13 protein-coding genes are annotated in these 20,497 nt (G+C 57.4%); 5 read left to right on the top strand and 8 right to left on the bottom strand.

Annotation, left to right across the window (positions count from 1 at the left end):
• Nucleotides 1-22: 22 nt before the first annotated feature.
• Nucleotides 23-1,858 (top strand): potassium transporter Kup, encoded by a 1,836-nt coding sequence (locus MID00_RS16015; RefSeq protein WP_250757233.1) that lies wholly within the window; start codon nt 23-25, stop codon nt 1,856-1,858.
• Between the two features lie 117 nt (nt 1,859-1,975).
• Here the strand turns inward: MID00_RS16015 and MID00_RS16020 are convergent, their stop codons facing one another.
• From MID00_RS16020 to MID00_RS16050, 7 genes are all read right to left on the bottom strand, one after another.
• Nucleotides 1,976-2,353 carry a hypothetical protein gene (locus MID00_RS16020; RefSeq protein WP_009461749.1) on the bottom strand — a complete coding sequence of 126 codons (378 nt, stop codon included), beginning with the start codon at nt 2,351-2,353 and terminating at the stop codon, nt 1,976-1,978.
• Between the two features lie 197 nt (nt 2,354-2,550).
• Entirely contained in the window at nt 2,551-2,967 is a 417-nt protein-coding gene (mnhG, locus tag MID00_RS16025) for a monovalent cation/H(+) antiporter subunit G (RefSeq protein WP_021446503.1), read from the bottom strand.
• Nucleotides 2,964-3,245: a K+/H+ antiporter subunit F gene (locus MID00_RS16030; protein ID WP_009461751.1), complete on the bottom strand. Its 282-nt coding sequence runs from the start codon at nt 3,243-3,245 to the stop codon at nt 2,964-2,966. The genes mnhG and MID00_RS16030 overlap by 4 nt, the downstream gene beginning before the upstream one ends.
• Nucleotides 3,242-3,727: a Na+/H+ antiporter subunit E gene (locus tag MID00_RS16035; protein WP_021446504.1), complete on the bottom strand. Its 486-nt coding sequence runs from the start codon at nt 3,725-3,727 to the stop codon at nt 3,242-3,244. The genes MID00_RS16030 and MID00_RS16035 overlap by 4 nt, the downstream gene beginning before the upstream one ends.
• A gap of 5 nt (nt 3,728-3,732) precedes the next feature.
• The gene (locus MID00_RS16040) at nt 3,733-5,313 is read right to left on the bottom strand and encodes a monovalent cation/H+ antiporter subunit D (protein WP_250757232.1); all 1,581 of its coding nucleotides are present in this window, start codon (nt 5,311-5,313) and stop codon (nt 3,733-3,735) included.
• Between the two features lie 44 nt (nt 5,314-5,357).
• On the bottom strand, nt 5,358-5,699 hold the full coding sequence (locus MID00_RS16045) for a Na+/H+ antiporter subunit C (protein ID WP_009461754.1): 342 nt from the start codon (nt 5,697-5,699) through the stop codon (nt 5,358-5,360).
• Nucleotides 5,699-8,626: a monovalent cation/H+ antiporter subunit A gene (locus tag MID00_RS16050; RefSeq protein WP_254499056.1), complete on the bottom strand. Its 2,928-nt coding sequence runs from the start codon at nt 8,624-8,626 to the stop codon at nt 5,699-5,701. Before MID00_RS16050 ends, MID00_RS16045 begins: the two co-directional genes overlap by 1 nt.
• Before the next feature lie 196 nt (nt 8,627-8,822).
• Between MID00_RS16050 and hemN the strand changes: the two genes are divergently transcribed.
• Both hemN and MID00_RS16060 read left to right on the top strand, forming a co-directional pair.
• Nucleotides 8,823-10,244: an oxygen-independent coproporphyrinogen III oxidase gene (hemN, locus tag MID00_RS16055; protein WP_021446507.1), complete on the top strand. Its 1,422-nt coding sequence runs from the start codon at nt 8,823-8,825 to the stop codon at nt 10,242-10,244.
• Between the two features lie 122 nt (nt 10,245-10,366).
• Nucleotides 10,367-11,515, top strand: coding sequence for a nitronate monooxygenase family protein (locus MID00_RS16060; protein WP_021446508.1), 1,149 nt, complete (start codon nt 10,367-10,369; stop codon nt 11,513-11,515).
• 14 nt (nt 11,516-11,529) lie between these two features.
• On the opposite strand, the gene MID00_RS16065 is transcribed toward MID00_RS16060, so the two are convergent.
• A complete protein-coding gene (locus MID00_RS16065; RefSeq protein ID WP_009461759.1) occupies nt 11,530-12,066 on the bottom strand; it encodes a hypothetical protein in 537 nt (178 codons plus the stop codon).
• A gap of 343 nt (nt 12,067-12,409) precedes the next feature.
• Between MID00_RS16065 and MID00_RS16070 the strand changes: the two genes are divergently transcribed.
• Nucleotides 12,410-18,319, top strand: a complete 5,910-nt coding sequence (locus MID00_RS16070) for an alpha-2-macroglobulin (RefSeq protein ID WP_254499057.1) — start codon at nt 12,410-12,412, stop codon at nt 18,317-18,319.
• Nucleotides 18,303-20,465 carry a penicillin-binding protein 1C gene (pbpC, locus tag MID00_RS16075; RefSeq protein ID WP_254499058.1) on the top strand — a complete coding sequence of 721 codons (2,163 nt, stop codon included), beginning with the start codon at nt 18,303-18,305 and terminating at the stop codon, nt 20,463-20,465. Before MID00_RS16070 ends, pbpC begins: the two co-directional genes overlap by 17 nt.
• Nucleotides 20,466-20,497: the final 32 nt, after the last annotated feature.

Genomic DNA, 20,497 nt, shown 5'->3' on the forward strand with positions numbered 1-20,497 from the left:
AGCGGCTCAGGCCGCCTTGTTAATGGGCGCTTTAGGCGTGGTGTATGGCGATATAGGAACCAGCCCGCTCTACACCATGAAAGTGGCCTTGAGTGCTTACGGACAGCCTGGTGCCGAACAGGTCTATGGAGTGCTGTCCTTGCTGTTCTGGCTGCTGACCCTGGTGGTCTCCATCAAGTACGTCACAGTGGTGTTGCGTCTGGACAATAAAGGTGAGGGCGGCACGCTGGCCCTGATGGAATTGGCGGCACGCGGCATTCAGGGGCCACGTCGGCAGATTATTGTGGTGCTGGGGCTGATTGGTGCTGCCTTGTTTTATGGGGACAGCATCATTACCCCGGCCATCTCCGTGATGTCGGCGCTGGAAGGCATAGGGATGGTGTCTCACGTGCTGGACCCTTGGGTTGTACCTTTGGCTCTGGGCGTCTTGCTGGCCTTGTTTCTGATCCAGTCCCATGGCACGGGCACCATGGGTAAGTTGTTCGGCCCCATTATGTTGACCTGGTTTCTGGTGCTGGGTGGCTTGGGTCTATGGCGTGTTATTGAGCATCCCCAAGTTTTGATGGCCCTGGACCCACGGTGGGCCGTGGCTTTTATTGCTGAGGCTCCCTGGCAAACCTTTTTGCTTTTGGGGGCCTTGGTCCTGGCCTTGACGGGGGCCGAGGCCTTGTACGCCGATATGGGCCATTTTGGCCGTCCTTTAATTCGTAAAGCCTGGTTCATGATTGTCATGCCCTGCCTGGTCCTGTGTTATTTCGGCCAAGGCGCATTGTTGATTTCCGACCCAGCCGCCATTCGTAATCCGTTCTTCTTCCTGGCTCCCAACTGGGCCTTGGTGCCCATGGTGATGTTGGCAACGGTTGCAACGGTGATCGCCTCCCAGTCCGTGATATCCGGTGCGTTTTCTGTAACTCGTCAGGCGGTGCAGCTTGGTTTTTGGCCGCGCATGGTGATTCAACATACTTCAGCCAAAGAAGAAGGGCAGATCTACTTGCCGCGTGTGAATTTGCTGCTATGCGTGGCGGTGATGATTCTGGTCCTGAGCTTTGGCTCCTCGGATCGCCTGGCCCATGCTTATGGCTTTGCAGTCACGGGTACCATGCTGATGACCAGTTTGCTGGCTCTGGTACTGCTGCCGCGCCGCGCTAGCGGAATCAAGCGCTGGGCCTGGCTGGGGCTCCTGGGTGTTTTCCTGATTCTGGACATATTGCTGTTCTCGGCCAATGCGCTCAAGATTCTGGAAGGCGGTTGGCTGCCTTTGCTGGTGGGTGCTGTGCTGCTGGGCTTGATGCTGACCTGGCGTCAGGGACGAGCCGCCTTGCACGAACGTCTGCTTGAAAACAAGCAGCCGATAAAAGAGTTCTTGCTGAGCCTGGAGGAGTACGCTCCGACCCGTGTACCAGGGACGGCGGTGTTCATGAGCACCATTCCCGACTCGGTTCCTCCGGCCTTATTGCATAACCTGAAACACAATAAAGTCCTGCATGAACAGGTCCTGTTTTTGACCGTAACCAGTGCCGGTGTGCCTTACGTTCCTTTTGGGGAGCGCTATAGCCTGCAACGTCTAAGCCGAGGCAGCTGGCAGGCGGTGGCTTCCTGGGGCTTCAAGCAAGAGCCCAATGTGCCGCAGTTGCTGGAGCAGATTGCTCTGGAGCACCCGGAGCTGAATCTGGAGCCTATGCAGACGTCCTACTTCCTGTCGCGCCAGACGGTGATGATCCAATCCCGTCAGCCCTGGTACTTGGGCTGGCGTCGTCGCTTGTTTGCTTTCATGGCGCGCAATGCCAGCCGTAGCACGCGCTTTTTCAAAATCCCGCCTAATCGCGTGGTGGAGATGGGGATACAGGTGGAGCTGTAGGTGGAGACATTTGCAGCTGCAGCTAGCTATTGCAGCCAGTAGAAACAAAGAATGGGCCTTTTCAAGGCCCATTCTTTTTATCTGGCTAGCTATTATGAATAGCCGTGTTTTCTGCGTTTACTGAGCAGGCACCACAGTCGTGGTTTCGCGAAGGATACCGCCGCCTTCCACGCTACCGCGTACCGTTGTGTCCTGGCCGGTCATGGATTTCAGGCAGTCTTGCTGGCGATCAGCGGGTAAGCGATGGCAGCGCGCTTGCCGGTTGGCATCCAGATTGTGATCGCGCTTGTCCAGCTTGTGCTGACGTTCGGCTTGCAGCGCGGCACCGGCTTCGCGACGGCAAGTGGTGCGCTGGTCGCCTTTGAATTGCTCACAGCGCTGGATGTCGTGTCGGTAGTCTTGGGATGGGGTTTGAGCCCAGGCAGCAGAGGACAGCAAACCCAGGCTGAGCAAGCCAGCACTCAGAACTCGGGATGGGCGTGTAAGTAGACTCATCGATCTCACTCCTTTACTTGCTAAGGGAATCACCGGCTTGGCGAGCACTGTTACGAGCAGGTATGAGTAGCAGGCCGCAAAGCCCCAAAAGCGACTGCGTATGGGGCAATTCCCGATACGCAGTAAACACTTACTAGTATAAGTGGAGCAGTTGCAAGTGAGGGTAATAAAACTTGTCTAAACCCTCTCTGCTTGATTTAGGTCTTGTCGCTAGCTGGTGGTTGAGCCAAATCTTTGGGCAGAGGCGCTTTATGTGGCATGTCCAGATAGCCTGGCTCGTCCGGGCCATATTCGGCCAGACGTTGGCGATGTTCGCGTTTGATGGCAGCGCGCATCAGAAAGATGGCGGTGACCGGCGAGGTAATGATCAAGAGCACACTCAGGATGAGCGGATGCAGGATAGGGCGGCTCATCAGGTGGCTGGCGCTGATGGCGACGGCCAGCACCATGAAGAACGTACCCAGCGTGTTCCCCATGGTGGGAGCATGGATGCGTGAATAAAAGTGTTTGAAGCGCAGCAAGCCAGCCGAACCCACCAGGGCCACGATGCCGCTAAGAACCAGCAAAAGGGCAACCGGGACGGCCAGCCACCAAGGTAATAAAGGCGTATTCATGGCTCGATCACCTCGGCACGTAGCAGGAACTTCGCCATGGCTGCCGAGCCTACAAAACCGAACAGGGCAATCAGCAGGGCGATATCAAAGTACAAGGTAGAGTCAAAACGAATGCCCAGGGCCAGCAAGGCCAGCATGCCGTTGATGTACATGGTGTCCAGCGCCAGCACGCGGTCGGCGGCAGAGGGGCCTTTAAGCAGGCGGATGACGGCGCAGCCCATGCCCAGGACAAAGCAGCCCAGGGCAAACTGACAGGCCCAGTAAACAATGTCTATCATTGGAAAATCTCCAGTAGCGGTCCTTGGTAGCGCTTCTGAATAGTGTCTAACCAGACCTGTTCGTCTTGCAGATCCAGAATGTGCAAAGTCAGGACACGGGTCTCGTAATCGAAGCCGGACCAGACGGTCCCTGGGGTGTAGGTAATGATGCACGCCAAGGCTGCCAGACCATGTGGGTCAGTCAGTTGCAACGGGATGGCCAGAAAGCCGGGGCGGGGCGCGTTGCCGCCTTTCAGAACCAAGTGGCCAACGGCAATATTGGACAGCACAATGTCCCAGGCCACTTGGCAAATCAGTTTCAAGGCCAGAAAAGGGTGGCGGATGCTGGCCTTAACCGGACGAAATGGAATGGCCGCCAAGCTCAGGGCGATAGCCAGGAACAGGCCCAGCACCACGTAACCGGCCGAGAGCGAGTCGTTCAGCAGCAGCCACAGGCCAAGCAGCAGCAAGGGCAGGAAAAGATGTTTGGTATAGCGTCGCATCAGAATCACTCCGCTTGAACAGAACGTAGCGGGTTCTGCCGCAGGACGGACCCTATATAAATACGGGGTTCGTCCAGTTGCTGGGCTGTTTGTTCCAGGTAGGTGGTGATCGGGCCGGCATACCAGCTCAAGATTCCGCAAGCCACAATAATGCTGGCAATGGGAGCAGCTTCGATCAGCTTCAGGCGGGGAATCGTCAGGGAACTATTGCTCCAGAACAGACGAATGCCCACACGTACCATGGCGATCAAACCGGCTACGCCGGAAATCAGCACGGCAGCGGTCAGAATCCAGGCGTTTAGAGGTTCTGGCGATTGGCCCGAGGCTTTCAGCGCGGCTGTCAGCAAGGACAGCTTGGCCACAAAACCGGACAGCGGTGGCAGGCCCACAATCAGCAAGGCGCAGGCAATAAAGGACATGCCCAGGAACACCATCACGCCAGGGATAGCCACACCTACCACGTCATCGCTATTGTCTTCGGACTCCGGGTCGTCCAGGTCAAAGACCTCCTGACTGACGGCCAGCAGGTCGGCACCAAAAGGTTTGGTACGGCTAACCAGTTCCAGCAGCAGGAAGAAAGCACCCAAGGCCAGAACGCTGCTGAGCATGTAGTACAGGGCAGGGCCGGTCAGGATGACGCCGGGCATGCCCAAGGCAGCCAGCAAGGTGCCGGAGGACACGATGATGCAATAACTGGCCAGTCGTTCGGGTTGCTGTGCGGCCATGACACCAATAGCGCCGAAGGCCAGCGTGGCGATCCCGGCGGGGAACATCCAGGCTACGCCAAAGGCGGCAGGTGCTCCCGTAGGCAGTAGCAAGGAGCCGATACGTAGCAGTGCGTAAATACCCACTTTGGTCATGATCGCAAACATGGCAGCGACCGGTGCACTGGCATTGCCGTAGGCATTGGGCAGCCACAAGTTCAAGGGCCAGGCGGCGGCCTTGATCAGGAAGGCAATACCCAGGATGGCCATGGCCGCTTCAAAAACCAGACGGTCCGAGTCCGGCATGGAACCGGCGCGCAGAGCCAGATCAGCCATGTTCAGGGTGCCGGTGACACCGTAAACCAGGGCAATGGCGATCAGCAGCAAGAAGGAGGAGATCAGGTTGACGGCAATGTAGTGCAGACCGGCACTGACGCGGGCCGCGCCCGAACCGTGCAGCATCAGACCATAGGATGCGGCCAGCAGAACCTCAAAGAACACAAACAGGTTGAACAGGTCACCTGTCAGGAAGGCGCCGTTCAGGCCCATCAAGAGCAGCTGGAACAAGGAGTGGAAATGCACCCCCACGCGATCCCAGCGTGCTAGCGAATAGAACCAGCAGCAAAAGGCCAGCACATTGGTCAGCACCAGCAAGAAGGCGGCCAGCCGGTCCACGACCAGCACAATCCCGAAGGGAGCGGGCCAGTCACCGAGCAGGTACACACCGACGGACTGCGGCCAGATCGGATCCAGTGTGCCATCGGCCAGCAACAGCAGGTAGACCGCGCAGAACAGTTGAGCCAATAAGGAGCTGAAAGCGATCAGCAGCTTGTAGTGACGGCGCTTGTCGCGCAGCATCACCATCAGGGCCGCGGCCATCATGGGGATGGCAACGGGCAATACGGGCAAGTGTTGGTTGAGTAGACTCACAGATCGTCTTCCTCGCGGCCATCAACGTGGTCAGTACCGCTCAGGCCACGATTGGCCAGAATGACGACCAGAAACAGGGCGGTGGTAGCAAAGCCAATCACAATAGCGGTCAAGACCAGCGCTTGGGGGAGGGGGTCGGCATAGTCGGCCCCCAGCTTGCCGGCGTTAATAACGGGAGCGGCGCTGATTTTGAGCCTGCCCATGCTGAAAATGAACAGGTTCACGGCATAGGACACTAAAGCCAGCCCCATGATGACCTGAAAGGTACGCGGGCGCAGCAGGAGCCAGACGCCCGAGCCCGCCAGCACACCAATCGCAATTGAAAGCACGATTTCCATTATTTATTCTCCATCCCGGATGCAGCGTTCGAGGCGGATTGCAGCGACGGCAGTTTGCGATAAAAACGTAGGGACTGGTGGGCCAGCGCGACCAGAATCAGGATGGTGGAACCAATCACCAGCATGAATACGCCAATGTCAAAGATCAGCGCGCTGGAGGTATGGACGTCGCCCACCAGGGGCAGATGCAGATCCCAGCTTTGGGCAGACAGGAAGGGCTTGTTGAAGGCCCAAACCAGCATGGCAGCCACACCGGCTGTCAGCAGACCCAAGCCAATCCAGGTTTGAGGCTGAATCAGTGGGCGGGACTCCATCCAGACCACGCCGCTAACCATGTATTGCAGGATAATGCCGGTTGCCATGATCAGGCCGCCCACAAAACCGCCACCGGGCAGGTTGTGCCCACGCAGCAGGAAGTACAGGGCGATCAGCGTGGAGATAGGCAGCAGCAGGCGCAGCAAGACAGCTGGAATCTGCATGATGCCTTCTGGTAACGGTGTCTTGGGGTCCGGTTCCACAAAGACGGCTTCGCGGCTGTCCTTGACGTTCTGGCGACGGGCCAGAGGCTGGGCGATGGCTTCGATGGGTGGACGGAAGCGTCGCAGCAGCGCAAAGACCGTCAGGGCCACAATGCCCAGCACCACGATTTCACCAAAGGTATCAAAGCCGCGGAAGTCCACCAGAATCACGTTCACCACGTTCGCGCCACCGCCCAGGGGCAGGGCCTTCTCGATAAAGAAGGGCGAGATGCCGCTGGGGTGAGGGCGTGTCATCATGGCGTAGGCCAGGGCGGCAATACCGCAACCGGCCAGAATGGCAATAATCAAGTCGCGGCTACGGCGGAACAGGGCACGACCACTATTGTCCTGGCCGCCAGGCATATCACTGACGCGCTGCGGCAGCCAGCGCAGGCCCAGCAAAATCAGCACAACGGTGACCACTTCCACCGCCAACTGGGTCAGCGCCAGGTCAGGGGCGGAAAGCCAGGCAAAGGTCAGGCTGGTAACCAGTCCAGCGCCACCAGATAGCAGCAAGGAGGCCGGGCGGTGGAACTTGGCTTGACGAGCCGCACCAATCGCGCAGGCAATTCCGACTGCCCACATCAGGGCAAAGAAGGGGTCGATGGGGGTGGAAATAGTGGACTTGAACCAGTTGCCGCGAATCAGAGGCAGGGCAGCAACACAGATTGTGGCCACAATAATCAGCAAGGTCTGACGCTGCAGGCGTGGCGAGTAAAGCTTGCCCACGGCCCAGTTGGCTGCCACTTCCAGATACTCCATGGCCAGCTCAAAGAAGCGTCGGCCATCAGCACGGGTCAGCAAAGGCGTACGGCCTTGGCGGTTCCTGTAGAAGCGGTTGATGATCAGAACGAAGATCACGCCCATGCCTGTTGCGACCAGACTCATGATCAGGGGCAGGTTGAAACCATGCCAGACGGCCAGGTCGTACTGGGGCATTTCAGCGCCCAGAATCGCGCTGGCCGCGGTATGCAAGAAGGGACCAAAAGTCAGGCTGGGAATAATGCCGACCAATAGACAGGTCAGTACCAGAATCGCGCTGGGGATCAACATGCGGCGAGGCGGCTCGTGTGGCTCGCGGGGCAAGTCCTTGGCGACAGGACCAAAAAACACCTGTGCAATAAAGCGCAAGGAGTAGGCCACGCTGAAGGAGCCTGCAATCACGGCCACCACGGGCAGAGCATATTCCCAGGTGTTGCCATTGCTGGCCAGAATGGTCTCGGCAAAGAACATTTCTTTGGAGATGAAGCCATTCAATAGCGGCACACCGGCCATGGCAGCCGCCGCAACGGTAGCCAAGGTGGCAGTCAAGGGCATGGCGTGGCGCAAACCGGAAAGCCGGTTCAGGTTACGGGTACCGGTCTCGTGGTCCACGATACCGGCAGCCATGAACAGGGAGGCCTTGAACGTCGCGTGATTCATCATGTGAAACAGCGCCGCGACCAGAGCCAGTGGGCTGTTCAGGCCCAACAGCAAGGTAATCAGACCCAGGTGGCTGATGGTGGAATAGGCCAGTACGCCTTTCATGTCGCGCTGGAACATGGCCACATAAGCCCCCAGCGTCAGGGAACACAGGCCAGCGCCGCCAATAATGACAGCCCATTCCGTGGTGCCCGACAGGGCAGGCCACAGGCGCGCCAGCAGGAATACCCCAGCCTTGACCATGGTGGCCGAGTGCAAATAGGCGGACACAGGTGTGGGGGCGGCCATGGCGTGAGGCAGCCAGATATGGAAGGGAAACTGCGCGCTTTTAGTGAGTGCACCCAAGGCAATCAGGATCAGCATCCCGGTATACCAGGGGTGATTGCGAATCTGCTCGCCCGACTCCAGTACCACACTCAGGTCGTAACTGCCGGCAGCCTGGCCCAGCATGAGCACGCCCGCCAACAAGCAGAAACCGCCGGTTCCCGTAATGATCAGCGACATCCGCGCACCCCGTCGCGCATCCATGCGGTGATACCAGTAGGCAATCAGCATGAAGGAGGACAGACTGGTCAGCTCCCAGAACACGACCAGCTGGATCAGATTGCCCGACAGCACCACCCCCAGCATCGAGCCCATAAAGGCTTGCAGAAAGGAGAAAAAACGTCGGACCGGATCCTGAGCGGACAGGTAATAGTGCGCATAAAGGGCGATCAAGGCCCCCATGGCGGTAATGATGATACTGAAAAGCCAGGCATAGCCGTCCATGCGCAGCTTGAAGGTCAAGCCATGGGCGGGTATCCAGGAGCGTGACGACTCCAGCACCTCTCCGCGAGCAATGTCCGGATAGGCGTAGAGAGTGAGTAAGGCGCACGTAACGGCGACAGCGCCTGCAAGAGATGCCTGGAGTTTGCGAGAGTTCGCGGGCATCAGGGAAGATAGCAAGCTACCGATAAACGGTAGAGCTAGGATCACGAGCAAATACATCTGACTCCAACAGGCGGTAATTTAGGCGGCTAGCGCTTAATAATACGATATATGAAGCTAAATTCAGTCCAACAGCCATAAAAAAAGCGTTTTTTTAGTTATTGCGGCCTTGATGCAGGTCAAGCGCATGCTTGAGGTTTTCTCTCACAATAAATGCTTGACTAGAAGAAACAGGTCTCGTGCAGGAGGACCCTTTATGCCGCAAACACTGGAAGCATCGGATGCCAGCGCCCCCACCGCGCCGGATATCGAAATCTCTGAAGCCCTGATCCGGCGTTTTGATCGTTCCGGGCCTCGCTATACCTCCTATCCCACTGCAGATCGTTTTTTTCAGGACTTTCCTGCTCAGCCTTATATTCACGAATTATCGCGGCGCGCCTTGAGCAGCAGTAATCCGCCTCTGTCGGTTTACCTGCACATCCCGTTTTGTCAGTCGCTTTGCTATTTCTGTGCCTGCAACAAGATCATCACGCAGGATCGTAGCAAGAGCGAGCAGTACCTGGATTACCTGCTGCGCGAAATTGATATGGTCACCCAATATATGGGTGAAGACCGGCGCACCGAACAACTGCATTTGGGCGGCGGCTCGCCCACTTTCCTGGACAATGAACAGTTGGCCCGCTTGATGGCCAAGCTCAAGGAGCAGTTCGCGTTCACGGACGATGCCGAACTGGGCATCGAGATCGACCCGCGTACCTTGGCGGAAGGCACGCTCCAGAACTTGGCGGCTCTGGGTTTTAACCGTACCAGCTTCGGGGTGCAGGATTTTGACCCCAATGTGCAAAAAGCGATCAACCGTATTCAGCCCTTCGAAATGGTCAAACGCGCCATTGAAGAAAGCCGGGCTGCCGGTTTCCAGTCCATCAACACGGACCTGATCTACGGTCTGCCTTTGCAGACCCTGGAAAGCTTTGCCATCACCATTGACTCCTTGGTGCAACTGCGACCAGATCGCATCGCTCTGTATAACTACGCGCACTTGCCAACGCGATTCAAGGCGCAGCGTTTAATCAATGAAGAAGAACTGCCCGATGCCGACCAGCGTCTGCAACTGTTCCTGATGTCTTCGCAGCGTCTGCTGGATGCAGGCTATGTCTATATCGGTCTGGACCACTTTGCCTTGCCGACCGACGAGCTGAATCTGGCCCGCCTGGACGGTAGCCTGCACCGCAACTTCCAGGGCTACACCACCCGCGCAGCCTGCGATCTGGTTTCTTTTGGCGTGTCGTCTATTGGTCAGGTGGGCACCATGCATGTGCAAAATGCCCGCAGCCTGCGCAATTATTACGCCGATATAGACCGGGGGCGTTTGCCCATCGAGCGGGGTATTGTGATGCAGCAGGACGATCGCCTGCGGGCGGAAGTCATCATGCATTTGATGTGCAGCATGCCAGTGCCTATCTTGCGTCTGGAAGCGCGTTACGGCATTGATTTTGCCAGCTATTTCTCTGCCGAGCTGCAAGAGCTCAACAGCTATGCCGACGCTGGCTTGCTGACAGTCGATGCCCAATCCATCCAGGTTCTGCCCAAAGGCCGTTTGTTTGTGCGCGCCTACAGCATGGTGTTCGACAAGTACTTGAGCCAGGAAAGCGGTGCCCGCTATTCCCGCCTGATTTAACACAGTGGCCGTCCTTGCAGACGGCCACGATTCTATTGCCCTGTTTCTGGTCCCGACGTGGCCGGCAGGTTCTTGCATCAACCTAAGGTATCAACATCGTGCTAAAGACGGATTTACGTCTCATGTCCCTGAAGGGAAAACTGCTTTTGCCTATTGTTCAAGGCGGCATGGGAGTCGGTATTTCGGCGTCCCGGCTGGCCGGTACTGTGGCCGCATTGGGCGGGCTGGGGACGATCTCCAGCGTGGATTTACGGCGTCATCACGAAGACCTGATGGACAGCACCCAGGGTGATGTCGAAAAAGGCGTGGTCGATGCAGCCAATTTGCAGGCCCTGGACCGCGAGATCAATCGTGCCCGAGAGCGCTCGGGTGGCAACGGTGGCATCGCCGTCAATATCATGAAGGCTGTCTCGCAGTATCCCGAGTATGTGCGTCAATCTTGCGAAAGCGGGGCAGATGCCGTGGTGGTGGGCGCTGGCCTGCCGCTGGATTTGCCTGAGCTGGTTCAGGATCATCCCAAAGTTGCCTTGATTCCAATCTTGTCGGATGTGCGCGGCGTCACTTTACTGGTGAAGAAATGGCTGCGCCGCAAGCGTTTGCCGGATGCAGTCGTTCTGGAAAATCCCCGTTTTGCCGCAGGCCACCTGGGGGCCGCCGATGACCAATCCTTGAACAAACCTGAATATGCTTTCCAGCGCGTTCTGGAGGGCTGCCGTGCCTTGTTTCGCGAGCTGGGCCTGGAGGCCGAGCGTATTCCATTGATCGCCGCCGGCGGGATTCATCGTCCGGAACAGCTACGTCAATTAATGGATTGGGGTGCAGATGGGGTGCAAATGGGTACTGCCTTTGCCGTCACCGAAGAAGGTGATGCGCATGAGAACTTCAAGCGTGTGTTGCTGGATGCCGAGCCCAAGGACATCGTGACCTTTATGAGCGTGGCCGGACTGCCTGCCCGTGCCGTGCGTACGCCGTGGCTGGATGCTTACTTGCACAAAGAGCAAAAGCTGCAATCGGTGGCGCGAGAGCGTGCTTGCACGGAAGGCTTTGATTGCCTGGCACATTGTGGCTTGCGCGATGGCGTGCAGCGTCATGGTCAGTTTTGCATTGATCGTCAGTTGGCCTATGCTCTGAAAGGTGATGTACAGCGCGGTCTGTTCTTCCGTAGTTCCGAAGCCTTGCCTTTTGGCAAAGCCATGAAATCGGTGCGCGAGCTGATGGACTATATGTTGAATGGCCGCAGCAAAACGCCGGGCGTGGTTCCTGCGGCCTAAACGGGATCAAGGGCTTAGCCCTTGATTTCGCGGATCAAGCCTTCCTCACCGCCATCAATGGTGTGGACGGCTTCCTTCCTTTGTGTCTCCAGTGCCAGGCGGCGGGCAATTTCATAGCATTCTTCAATATGCTGGTTGCCGACTTTGCGCAGCACTACAAAGCTGATGGAAGCGGAAATGGCGCTGCCTATCAAAGGCACATATTTGGCGCCGTATTTCCCGGCCAGTTTCTTCGCTCCCAGACGCACCAGAATATTGACCACGCGATCTGTAGTCAGCACGCGTCCCACCATGCCCAGGCCCATACTGGTTCCCCCCACGACCACCAGCTTTTTCAGCTCCGGGCTCAGGGCGTCCACATCGTTGGCCGTCAAGCCGAAGCGCGCATTGATGATGGGGATGACTTTCATCAGAATCGCCACATCCGTACCTACATCCACACCGGGGATGGGCACCACGGCTGCCGCTGCTGACAGCAGAGCGCGCCGACTGATCAGTTTGCGACATTCTTCGCGGGTTTTATCCAGTTCCTGCAGTGTCATCGTGCTCATGTGTCTGTCCTGAAATCTAAGCGGATTGATCGTGCAAGCCTTAACACATATGGGGCGAGTACCGTGCTTTTCCAGTGACTGCCTGGGCAATTATGTTTCTTATCGTAGTGGATGCCGCCAGTTTTGGGAAAAAAGCAGGGTATTGGTCGCATTTGAAATTTTTTCTTTCAAATGCCATGAATGCTTCTACAAACGGGTGTCGTGAACAATTAAAGCCCGGTGTCTTTTTCTGTTGCATTTGGTGGCATTCTTTATGCGCTTTCGGGGCTAGTCAGACACGCTCAGAGGGTCTGATTTCTATTAAACTGGCGCCGAAAATAGCACATTCCATAGGGGAAGAACGATGCATCGCCAGTCTTTGCTGGGTTTGATGTTCTTGCTGGGTGTCAGTAGCGCCCAAGCCATTACGATAAGCAGTTTCTCGCCCCAAGGGGCGACATCGGATTTGCGGGATGTCAAAGTCACCTTTGCCACACCCGCAGTTCATTTTGGGGATTCGCAATTGCCTGCACCCGTTCAGGTGCAGTGTGATGATCCTTCGGTAGTCGGTCAGGGCCGTTGGCTTGATTCGCGCCGCTGGATTTATGAATTCGACGAGCGTCCAGGACCAGGCTTGAGTTGTACGGCCGTCGTGTCCAAAAGTTTTCGCAGCATCAATAATGAAGCGATTAGCGGACCGGCTCAATATCGTTTTAATTCAGGCGGCGCCATTCTGGAAAGCAACCGCCCGTATTACAACATTATTGATGAAGACCAGGTCTTTCTATTCAGCTTCAATGCGCCGGTTAATAGCGCCTCTTTAGTCAAGAACGGCTATTGCCGGGTAGAGGGTATTGGCGAGCGTATTGGCTTGAAAGCCATTGAGGGTGCCGAGCGCGACGCCATGGTTCGCGCAGAGTTCTATGTGGACGAGGTAGACGACCGATACCAGGCCGTCCAGTGTGCGCGTCCCCTGCCAGCGGATGCCAGCGTGTCGGTGGTGCTGGAGCCGGGCATCATGACCCAGATTGAGAATCGCAAGGGCGTCCCTAATACGGACCGCTATACCTACGATTACAACGTGCGCCCCGAGTTTACCGCCTCGCTCACTTGCATGCGTGAGCGCGCAGAAGCGCCTTGCACGCCGGTTGGCAGCTTCGGTGTTCAGTTCTCCGCGCCTGTCGCTTACGAGTACTTGAGCCAGATTCGTTTGGAGGCTGGCAAGCAGGTTTGGGAGCCCAAGTCTGATAGCGAAGAGGCCTGGCAGGATCGTGGCCCTGGCCAGTACGTACGTTTCGAGGGGCCTTTCCCCGAAAACGCCAAGCTGACGGTCAAGATTCCGGACAGCCTGACGGACGACGCAGGTCGCCGCCTGAAGAACCCGCAAGTGCTGAGCAACGGCATGAGCACCACGACCTATCCGCCGCTGGTGAAGTTTGCGGTGGAGCCTTTCGGGATTGTGGAGCGTTTCGGCCATGCTGATCGTGACGGATCGGACGATTCCGATCCGCCAGCCATTGGCTTGAGCCTGCGTAATGTCGAAGCCAATCTGACAACTCAGCAAATGCTGGTGTCCGCCGGTCAGGTGGGGGCTCTTGCCGTGAAGGACGACAAGGAAGTTCTGACCTGGTTCTCCCGTCTGCGCCAGCTGAACTATTCCTGGTCGGTCACCCCCGACTATCTGAAGACCATGATGGGCAGTGACTTCCATGTCACCGCTCCTTTGAATGAGAACGGCTACCTGGATCTGCGTGCCCAGCCCCTGTTGCAAGGCAAGGATCTGAAGAAGCTGGACTTGCCCGGCATGGATCAAAAAGGCGAGCGTCCTTTTGAATTGATTGGCGTGCCGCTGAAAGAGCCTGGTTTCCATGTTCTGGAAGTCGCTTCTCCACGTCTGGGAGCTTCCTTGCTGGAGGCGGCCGGTACCATGTACGTGCGTAGCTCTGTGCTGGTGACCAACCTGGGTGTGCATATCAAGAAAGGTGGTGACGATTTGCTGGTCTGGGTCACGACACTGGATGATGCCAAAGTCGTGCCCGGCGCGAAAATTCGCGTGATGAACTGCCGTGGTGAAGAGCTGCTGCAAGGTGAAACAGACGAGAATGGGATGTTCCATCACCCGCAGGCGGTGTCCAGCCCGGATTACTGCCAGGAAACCAGCTTGTCCGGTTTGTTTGTGACGGCGCGAATCGACAAGAACAACCCCATGGCTCGTGGTAAAGATGATTTCAGCTTTGCCTTGAGCGAGTGGAATTCGGGTATCGAGCCTTGGCGCTTCAATGTGCCTTACAACTGGGGCGGTCGCGATGAGGCCATTGCTCACACTGTGATGGATCGCAATCTGTTCCGTGCGGGTGAAGTGGCCCATATGAAACACTATGTACGCGAACGCGTGCGTGACGGTTTCAAGGCTCCAGCTCGCTATCCCGACACCATGATTGTCGAGCACGATGGCAGCGGCAAGCGAATTGAGCTGCCCTTGAAGTGGCAAAAGACAGCGGCAGGCAGCGTATTTGCTCTGACCGACTGGAAAATCCCCAAGGACGCCGAGCTGGGTGTGTATCGCTTGCGAACCGAAGGCGAGGATCAGTACTTCAACTTCGGCGAGTTCCGCGTAGAGCAGTTCAAGCTGCCTGTGTTGGGCGGCAGTATCAAGCTGGGTGACGGTCAGGATCGTCCTTATCTGGTCAAACCCAAAGAACTGCAGGCCGACCTGCAGTTGCAGTACCTGTCTGGTGGCCCGGCCGATTACTTGCCGGTTCAGTTGTCGGCGGTCGTCCGCTCGGCAGGAACGTCCTTCAGCGCCTATGACGATTTCAGCTTTGTCCCTCCCGAGAAAGTTGAACAGTCTGATGTCTCGGACTCCCGTGTTTTCCTGAACAAGAAGCGCTTTCAGCTGGATGCACAGGGTGGTTTGCGTGCCACGCTGGATGAGTTGCCTGCGGTGGATCGTCCTTCCGAATTTCTGGTAGAAGCCACTTTTGCCGATCCGAACGGTGAAATTCAAACCTTGACCCAAACCGTATCCGTATGGCCGGCCGATGTAGTGGTGGGTCTGCGTGCAGGTAGCTGGTTGGCAGCCGGTTCGTCCACCAAGCTCTCGGCTATCGCGGTGAGCCCGGACGGCAAGCCACTGAAAAACGTGCCTGTGCGTATTGAGGCGGCCAATGTGCAGCGTTTCTCGATCCGCAAGCGTATGGTGGGTGGCTTCTACAGCTACGACAATCAGGAGCAGCGCGAAGACCTGGGCACGATCTGCGAAGGTCGCAGCGACGATCAGGGTCTGGTGCAGTGTGATGTGAAACTGGAGAAGGGCGGTCAGGTCGAGCTGCGTGCCATTGCACGTGATGGCGAAGGCCGCGAGTCCGTTGCTGCCAGCACCGTCTGGGTCAGTGGCTCCGGTTACCTGTGGTTCGGTGGTCAGAACGATGACCGTATCGACGTGATTCCTGCGAAGAAAGTTTGGGCTCCTGGCGAGACAGCCGAGTTCCAGGTGCGCATGCCGTTCCGCGAGGCCACGGCCCTGGTGTCGGTGGAGCGTGAAGGTGTCTTGCAGGCTCAAGTGGTTCAGCTGGAAGGCGACAGCCCTAACGTCAGCGTGGAGATCAAGCCCGAATGGGGGCCGAACGTTTACGTGTCCGTGCTGGTTCTGCGTGGCCGTCTGCGTGAAGTGCCTTGGTACTCTTTCTTTAGCTGGGGCTGGAGTCAGCCTCTGACTTGGTACAAAGCCTACTCGGAAGGCGGTGGTGAATTTGTTGCCCCGACAACTACCGTGGACTTGTCCAAGCCTAGCTATCGTTTTGGTCTGGCCAGCATTGAAGTCAGCAGCCAGCAAGATGCGCTGGATGTGAAGGTAACGACGGATCGCAGCCAGTACGCGATTCGTGAGCAGGCCAAGGTTGATATTCAGGTCCTCAAGTCCGATGGCACACCGGCAGCCGGTGCGTCCGTGGCCTTGGCGGCTGTGGATCAGGCCTTGCTGGAACTGAGCCCGAACGATAGCTGGAACCTGCTCAACGCCATGCGTGCCGTGCGCGGCTACAACGTGCAGACCGCCACGGCGCAATCTGAAATCGTGGGTCGTCGTCACTATGGTCGCAAGGCTGTCGCAGCGGGTGGTGGCGGTGGCAAGAGCCCCACTCGTGAATTGCTGGATACTTTGCTGCTGTGGAAAGGCAATGTGGAGCTGGACGCACAAGGTCGCGCAACGGTGACCGTGCCGCTGAAAGACTCCCTGACCCAATACCGGATTGTGGCCGTCGCCGATCTGGCGGGCGACCGCTTTGGTAGTGGTTCGGCTCAGATCGTCACAACGCAAGACCTGCAAATCATTTCCGGTTTGCCAGCCATTGCTCGTGAGGGTGATGATTACCAGGCCCAAGTGACGCTGCGTAACAGCAGCCCACGTGCCATGACCGTGAAGGTGCAGGCGCAGTACCGTGGTAAAGGCTTGCCCTCGGCGGCCTTGCCAGAGCAAACCGTTGAGCTGGCTTCGGGCTCGGCTAAAGTGGTTTCCTGGCCCATGTCGGTTCCACTGTCCAGTGGTTCGGCCGATTCGCACCAGATGGAGTGGACGGTGGATGCACAGGAAGTTCAGCAGTCCGGCGCCACGGGCAAGGCTGCCAAAGACAGCCTTGCAATCAAGCAGGAAGTCTTTACCGCGACCCCCGTTACGGTTCAGCAGGGAACACTGGTTGCCGTGGGTATGGATGAGCCATTGAACATGTCGGTGCAGGCACCGGCCGGTGCCTTGAAGAACGAACAAGGCGTGGTTCAAGGTGGTCTGCAAATGTTGTTCCGTTCCTCCTTGGGTGGCGGTATGGAAGGGGTGCGTGCCTGGTTTGAACGCTATCCTTACAGCTGCTTTGAACAGCAAGCCTCGCGTTTCATGGGCCTGCGTTCCGAAGAGGCGTGGGCTGGCCTGATGCAGCGCATGCCGTCCTATATGGACGAGAATGGTTTGTTGCGTTACTTCCCAAGCAGCTACGGTTGGGGCAGCCGCGTGTTGACCAGCTACATCCTGGATATCAGCTACATTGCAGAATCCATGGGCCTGAACTACCCCATCCCGGACGGCTTCCGCAACGAGATGCTGCAAGCGCTGGAAAACGTGGTGAATGGTCGTATCCCGAGCATGCAAACGGTCTCTCGCCAAGAGCGGGATCTTGAGGTGATTCGTGCGACGGCCGTGTTGGCCAAGTATGGCCGTGCTCGCGTCAATATGCTGGATTCGGTGGAACTGAACCTGCAAAGCTGGCCCACTGAAATCCTGCTGGCCTGGGTGGATCTGACTCAGCGTTTGCCAGGCATCAAGAAAGCCGAGCAGACACGTAAAGAAGCCATGAATCTGATCCAGGCACGTCTGGTCAGCCGTGGTACCCGTCTGGTCTTTGGTGAGGACGCGCTTAACGGTAGCCCATGGGCCATGACCAGCCGCGTGACCAACCAGGCTCGCCTGATGCTGCTGGCCAATGAAATGTCGGACTGGGCCGAGGACATGCCTCGTCTGGCCCAAGGTCTGCTGGCGGAGCAGCAGCGTGGTGCATGGCGCATGACCACAGAAAACCTCTTGGGTAGCTTGGCCATTGAACAGTTCAGCCGTCATCACGAACAGAACCCTAGCGGTCAGTCCATGGTGATTCTGGGCTCGGAAAGTGCCCAGGTGGTGGATTGGGACATGCTCAAGCCTGACGGTCAGGGTGTGCGCTCTTCCAAGATTGATGTGCCGTGGCGCGGCGATCAGGCCGATAACCTGAGCGTTGAGCAAATGGGTGAGGGCAAGGCCTGGATCGAAGTTCGCTCCCTGGCTGCGGTGCCCGTGACCAAGCCTGTTGCGGCTGGTTTGAGCATGGAGCGTCACATCGAAGCCGTTGAGCAGGCCAAACCCGGTGTATGGAGTCGTGGTGACATCATGCGCGTGAAGATCAAGGTCAAGGCTCAAGGTCAGGCAAGCTGGGTGGTGGTGTCGGATCCGATTCCTGCCGGTGCCACTATCCTGGGCAGCGGCCTGGGTCGCGACTCTGCCATGGCAACGGCCGGTGAAGAACAGTCCGGTCATTGGCCCAGCTTTGTCGAACGCCGCTTTGATGGCTACCGTGCTTACTACGAGCGCTTTGAAGAAGGCACGACCGAAGTCAGCTACACGGTGCGTCTGAATACAGTGGGTCAGTTCGTGCTGCCAGCCAGCCGTGCTGAAGCCCTGTACGAGCCTGACGTGTTTGCTGTCTGGCCTAACGAGCAAGTTCTGGAAGTTGTGGATGCACCAGCCAATTAAAGCAGGACTGCTGGTGTTGGGACTGGCCCTGTGGGCTAGTCCCGGGCAGGCCATGCCCAGCTACAAGGAAGTTCGGCAAGCCTACCGATCGTCCGATGTGCAGGTCCTGGATCGTCAGGGCCAGCTTGTCCAGCGAGTCCGTCTGGACTTTCGTCAACGGCGCGGCGATTGGGTCGCGCTGGAGCAAATTTCTCCGGCCTTGCAAATGGCGGTCCTGGTGTCTGAAGACCGCCGTTTTGAATCTCACGGTGGGGTGGACTGGTTATCAGTGGGCTCCGCCGCGTGGGATGGCCTGTTTGCCGGACGCAGTCGCGGTGCTTCTACGATTACCATGCAGCTGGCCGGCCTGATGGATCAGGATCTGATTGGTGGTCGAGGTGGGCGCTCGGTCTGGCAAAAGCTGGATCAGGTGGTGGCCGCCCAGTCGCTGGAAGACACCTGGACCAAGCCGGAAATTCTGGAAGCGTATCTGAATCAGGTGGCTTTTCGGGGTGAGCTGGTTGGGGTGGACGCGATGGCGCGTACCTTGTTTCAAAAGCAGGCCGCTGCGCTGGATGCACGCGAATCTGCCATTGCCGCAGTTTTGCTGCGCGGCCCCAATGCCTCGGCCTTGATGGTCGAGCGCCGGGCGTGTACGACCCTGCAAGAGATGGGACGCGCCGAACTATGTCGAGAATTAAGTAATCTGGTGCCGGTGGCTTTGCGCCGGGCCGGACAAGCCCCCTTGGGGCAAGCCCAACTGGCCCCTCATTTTGCCCGTTGGGTTCTGGATCAGAATCCTGAAATCAAGGCCGGTGACAGTATTCGTACGACCTTGGATAAGCGCCTGCAAACTCAAGTGCAAGCCAGTATGCGGCGCCACTTGCTGGATCTGCGCACCGCACGTGTTCAGGATTCTGCGGTGGTGGTGCTGGATAACCATAGCGGACAGGTCCTGGCCTATGTGGGTTCCAGTGGCGATCTGTCCGAGGCGGCCGAGGTAGACCATGCCCGTTCCTTGCGGCAAGCCGGTTCCACGCTCAAGCCCTTTTTGTATGAGATGGCGATTGAAAAGCGCCTGTTGACCGCCGCATCCTTGCTGGAGGATTCGCCGCTGAATCTGTCCACCGGCAATGGCCTGTATATCCCGCAAAACTACGATAAGCAGTTTGTGGGCTGGGTCAGTGCGCGCAATGCTCTGGCTTCTTCCCTGAACATTCCTGCTGTGCGTGTGCTGACCATGCTGGGGCCTGCCAACTTGGTGGATCGCCTGCGTGCACTGGGCCTGAATCTGCGCCAGGATGGCGATTTCTATGGGTATAGCCTGGCTTTGGGCAGTGCCGATGTCACCTTGCTGGAACTGACCAATGCTTACCGTGCACTGGCCAATTTGGGCCAGACGCAAGCTGTGCAAATACGTATGGATCAGCAAGCCGCTCCCTTTCATTCTGTGATGGATGAGGGGGCCAGCTGGATTGTGGGTGATATGTTGTCGGACCGTCAGGCTCGGGTGCTGACCTTTGGATTGGACAGTGCTTTGAGTACACCATTTTGGAGTGCGGTTAAAACCGGGACCAGTAAAGACATGCGTGACAACTGGGCCCTGGGTTGGACAGAGCACTATACCGTTGGCGTTTGGGTGGGAAATAGTGCTGGCCAAAGTATGCAAGATGTATCAGGTGTCAGCGGGGCAGCCCCGATCTGGCACGAGGTGATTTCGCTCTTGAACCAGCGTCGCCCCGGTCGTCAAACGGCCATGCCTGCACAGGTGCAGGTGCGCCAGATTGAGTTTGTACCCGCCATGGAGCCTGGCCGGGAAGAGTTTTTTGTTGAAGGCACGCAGACCGATCGTGTGGAATTAAGTGATGTGAATCTGGCCTATGCCGGCCCGGCCCGTATCCGCGAGCCGGTCAATGGCACCATTTTTGCGTTGGACCCGGATATTCCACCGCAAAACCAGCAATTGCGTTTGTTGGCCCAAGGGCAGATTACCGAGCCCTTGGTATGGTGGGTGCAGGGAGTAGAAGCAGGAAAGGGGGCGCAGCTGCGAATTCCATTGGTACCCGGAACGCTGCGCATTGAGTTGAAAACTGAACAAGGTCGCTTAATGGATCAAGTCAGCGTACAAATTAGGGGTGCGCAAATGACAAGCTTTAACAAAGATTAACCGCTTGCGCTTTTACATGACTGATACACTGC

The organism is Alcaligenes sp. NLF5-7, from assembly GCF_024266725.1.
Lineage (GTDB): Bacteria > Pseudomonadota > Gammaproteobacteria > Burkholderiales > Burkholderiaceae_B > Alcaligenes > Alcaligenes phenolicus.

Excerpts from the sequence above, each read along its gene's own strand:
- MID00_RS16015 (WP_250757233.1), top strand. The coding sequence starts at position 23 with ATGGGCGCTTTAGGCGTGGTGTATGGCGATATAGGAACCAGCCCGCTC.
- MID00_RS16020 (WP_009461749.1), bottom strand. The coding sequence starts at position 2,353 with ATGAGTCTACTTACACGCCCATCCCGAGTTCTGAGTGCTGGCTTGCTC.
- mnhG (WP_021446503.1), bottom strand. The coding sequence starts at position 2,967 with ATGAATACGCCTTTATTACCTTGGTGGCTGGCCGTCCCGGTTGCCCTT.
- MID00_RS16030 (WP_009461751.1), bottom strand. The coding sequence starts at position 3,245 with ATGATAGACATTGTTTACTGGGCCTGTCAGTTTGCCCTGGGCTGCTTT.
- MID00_RS16035 (WP_021446504.1), bottom strand. The coding sequence starts at position 3,727 with ATGCGACGCTATACCAAACATCTTTTCCTGCCCTTGCTGCTGCTTGGC.
- MID00_RS16040 (WP_250757232.1), bottom strand. The coding sequence starts at position 5,313 with ATGATGGCCGCGGCCCTGATGGTGATGCTGCGCGACAAGCGCCGTCAC.
- MID00_RS16045 (WP_009461754.1), bottom strand. The coding sequence starts at position 5,699 with ATGGAAATCGTGCTTTCAATTGCGATTGGTGTGCTGGCGGGCTCGGGC.
- MID00_RS16050 (WP_254499056.1), bottom strand. The coding sequence starts at position 8,626 with ATGTATTTGCTCGTGATCCTAGCTCTACCGTTTATCGGTAGCTTGCTA.
- hemN (WP_021446507.1), top strand. The coding sequence starts at position 8,823 with ATGCCGCAAACACTGGAAGCATCGGATGCCAGCGCCCCCACCGCGCCG.
- MID00_RS16060 (WP_021446508.1), top strand. The coding sequence starts at position 10,367 with ATGTCCCTGAAGGGAAAACTGCTTTTGCCTATTGTTCAAGGCGGCATG.
- MID00_RS16065 (WP_009461759.1), bottom strand. The coding sequence starts at position 12,066 with ATGAGCACGATGACACTGCAGGAACTGGATAAAACCCGCGAAGAATGT.
- MID00_RS16070 (WP_254499057.1), top strand. The coding sequence starts at position 12,410 with ATGCATCGCCAGTCTTTGCTGGGTTTGATGTTCTTGCTGGGTGTCAGT.
- pbpC (WP_254499058.1), top strand. The coding sequence starts at position 18,303 with ATGCACCAGCCAATTAAAGCAGGACTGCTGGTGTTGGGACTGGCCCTG.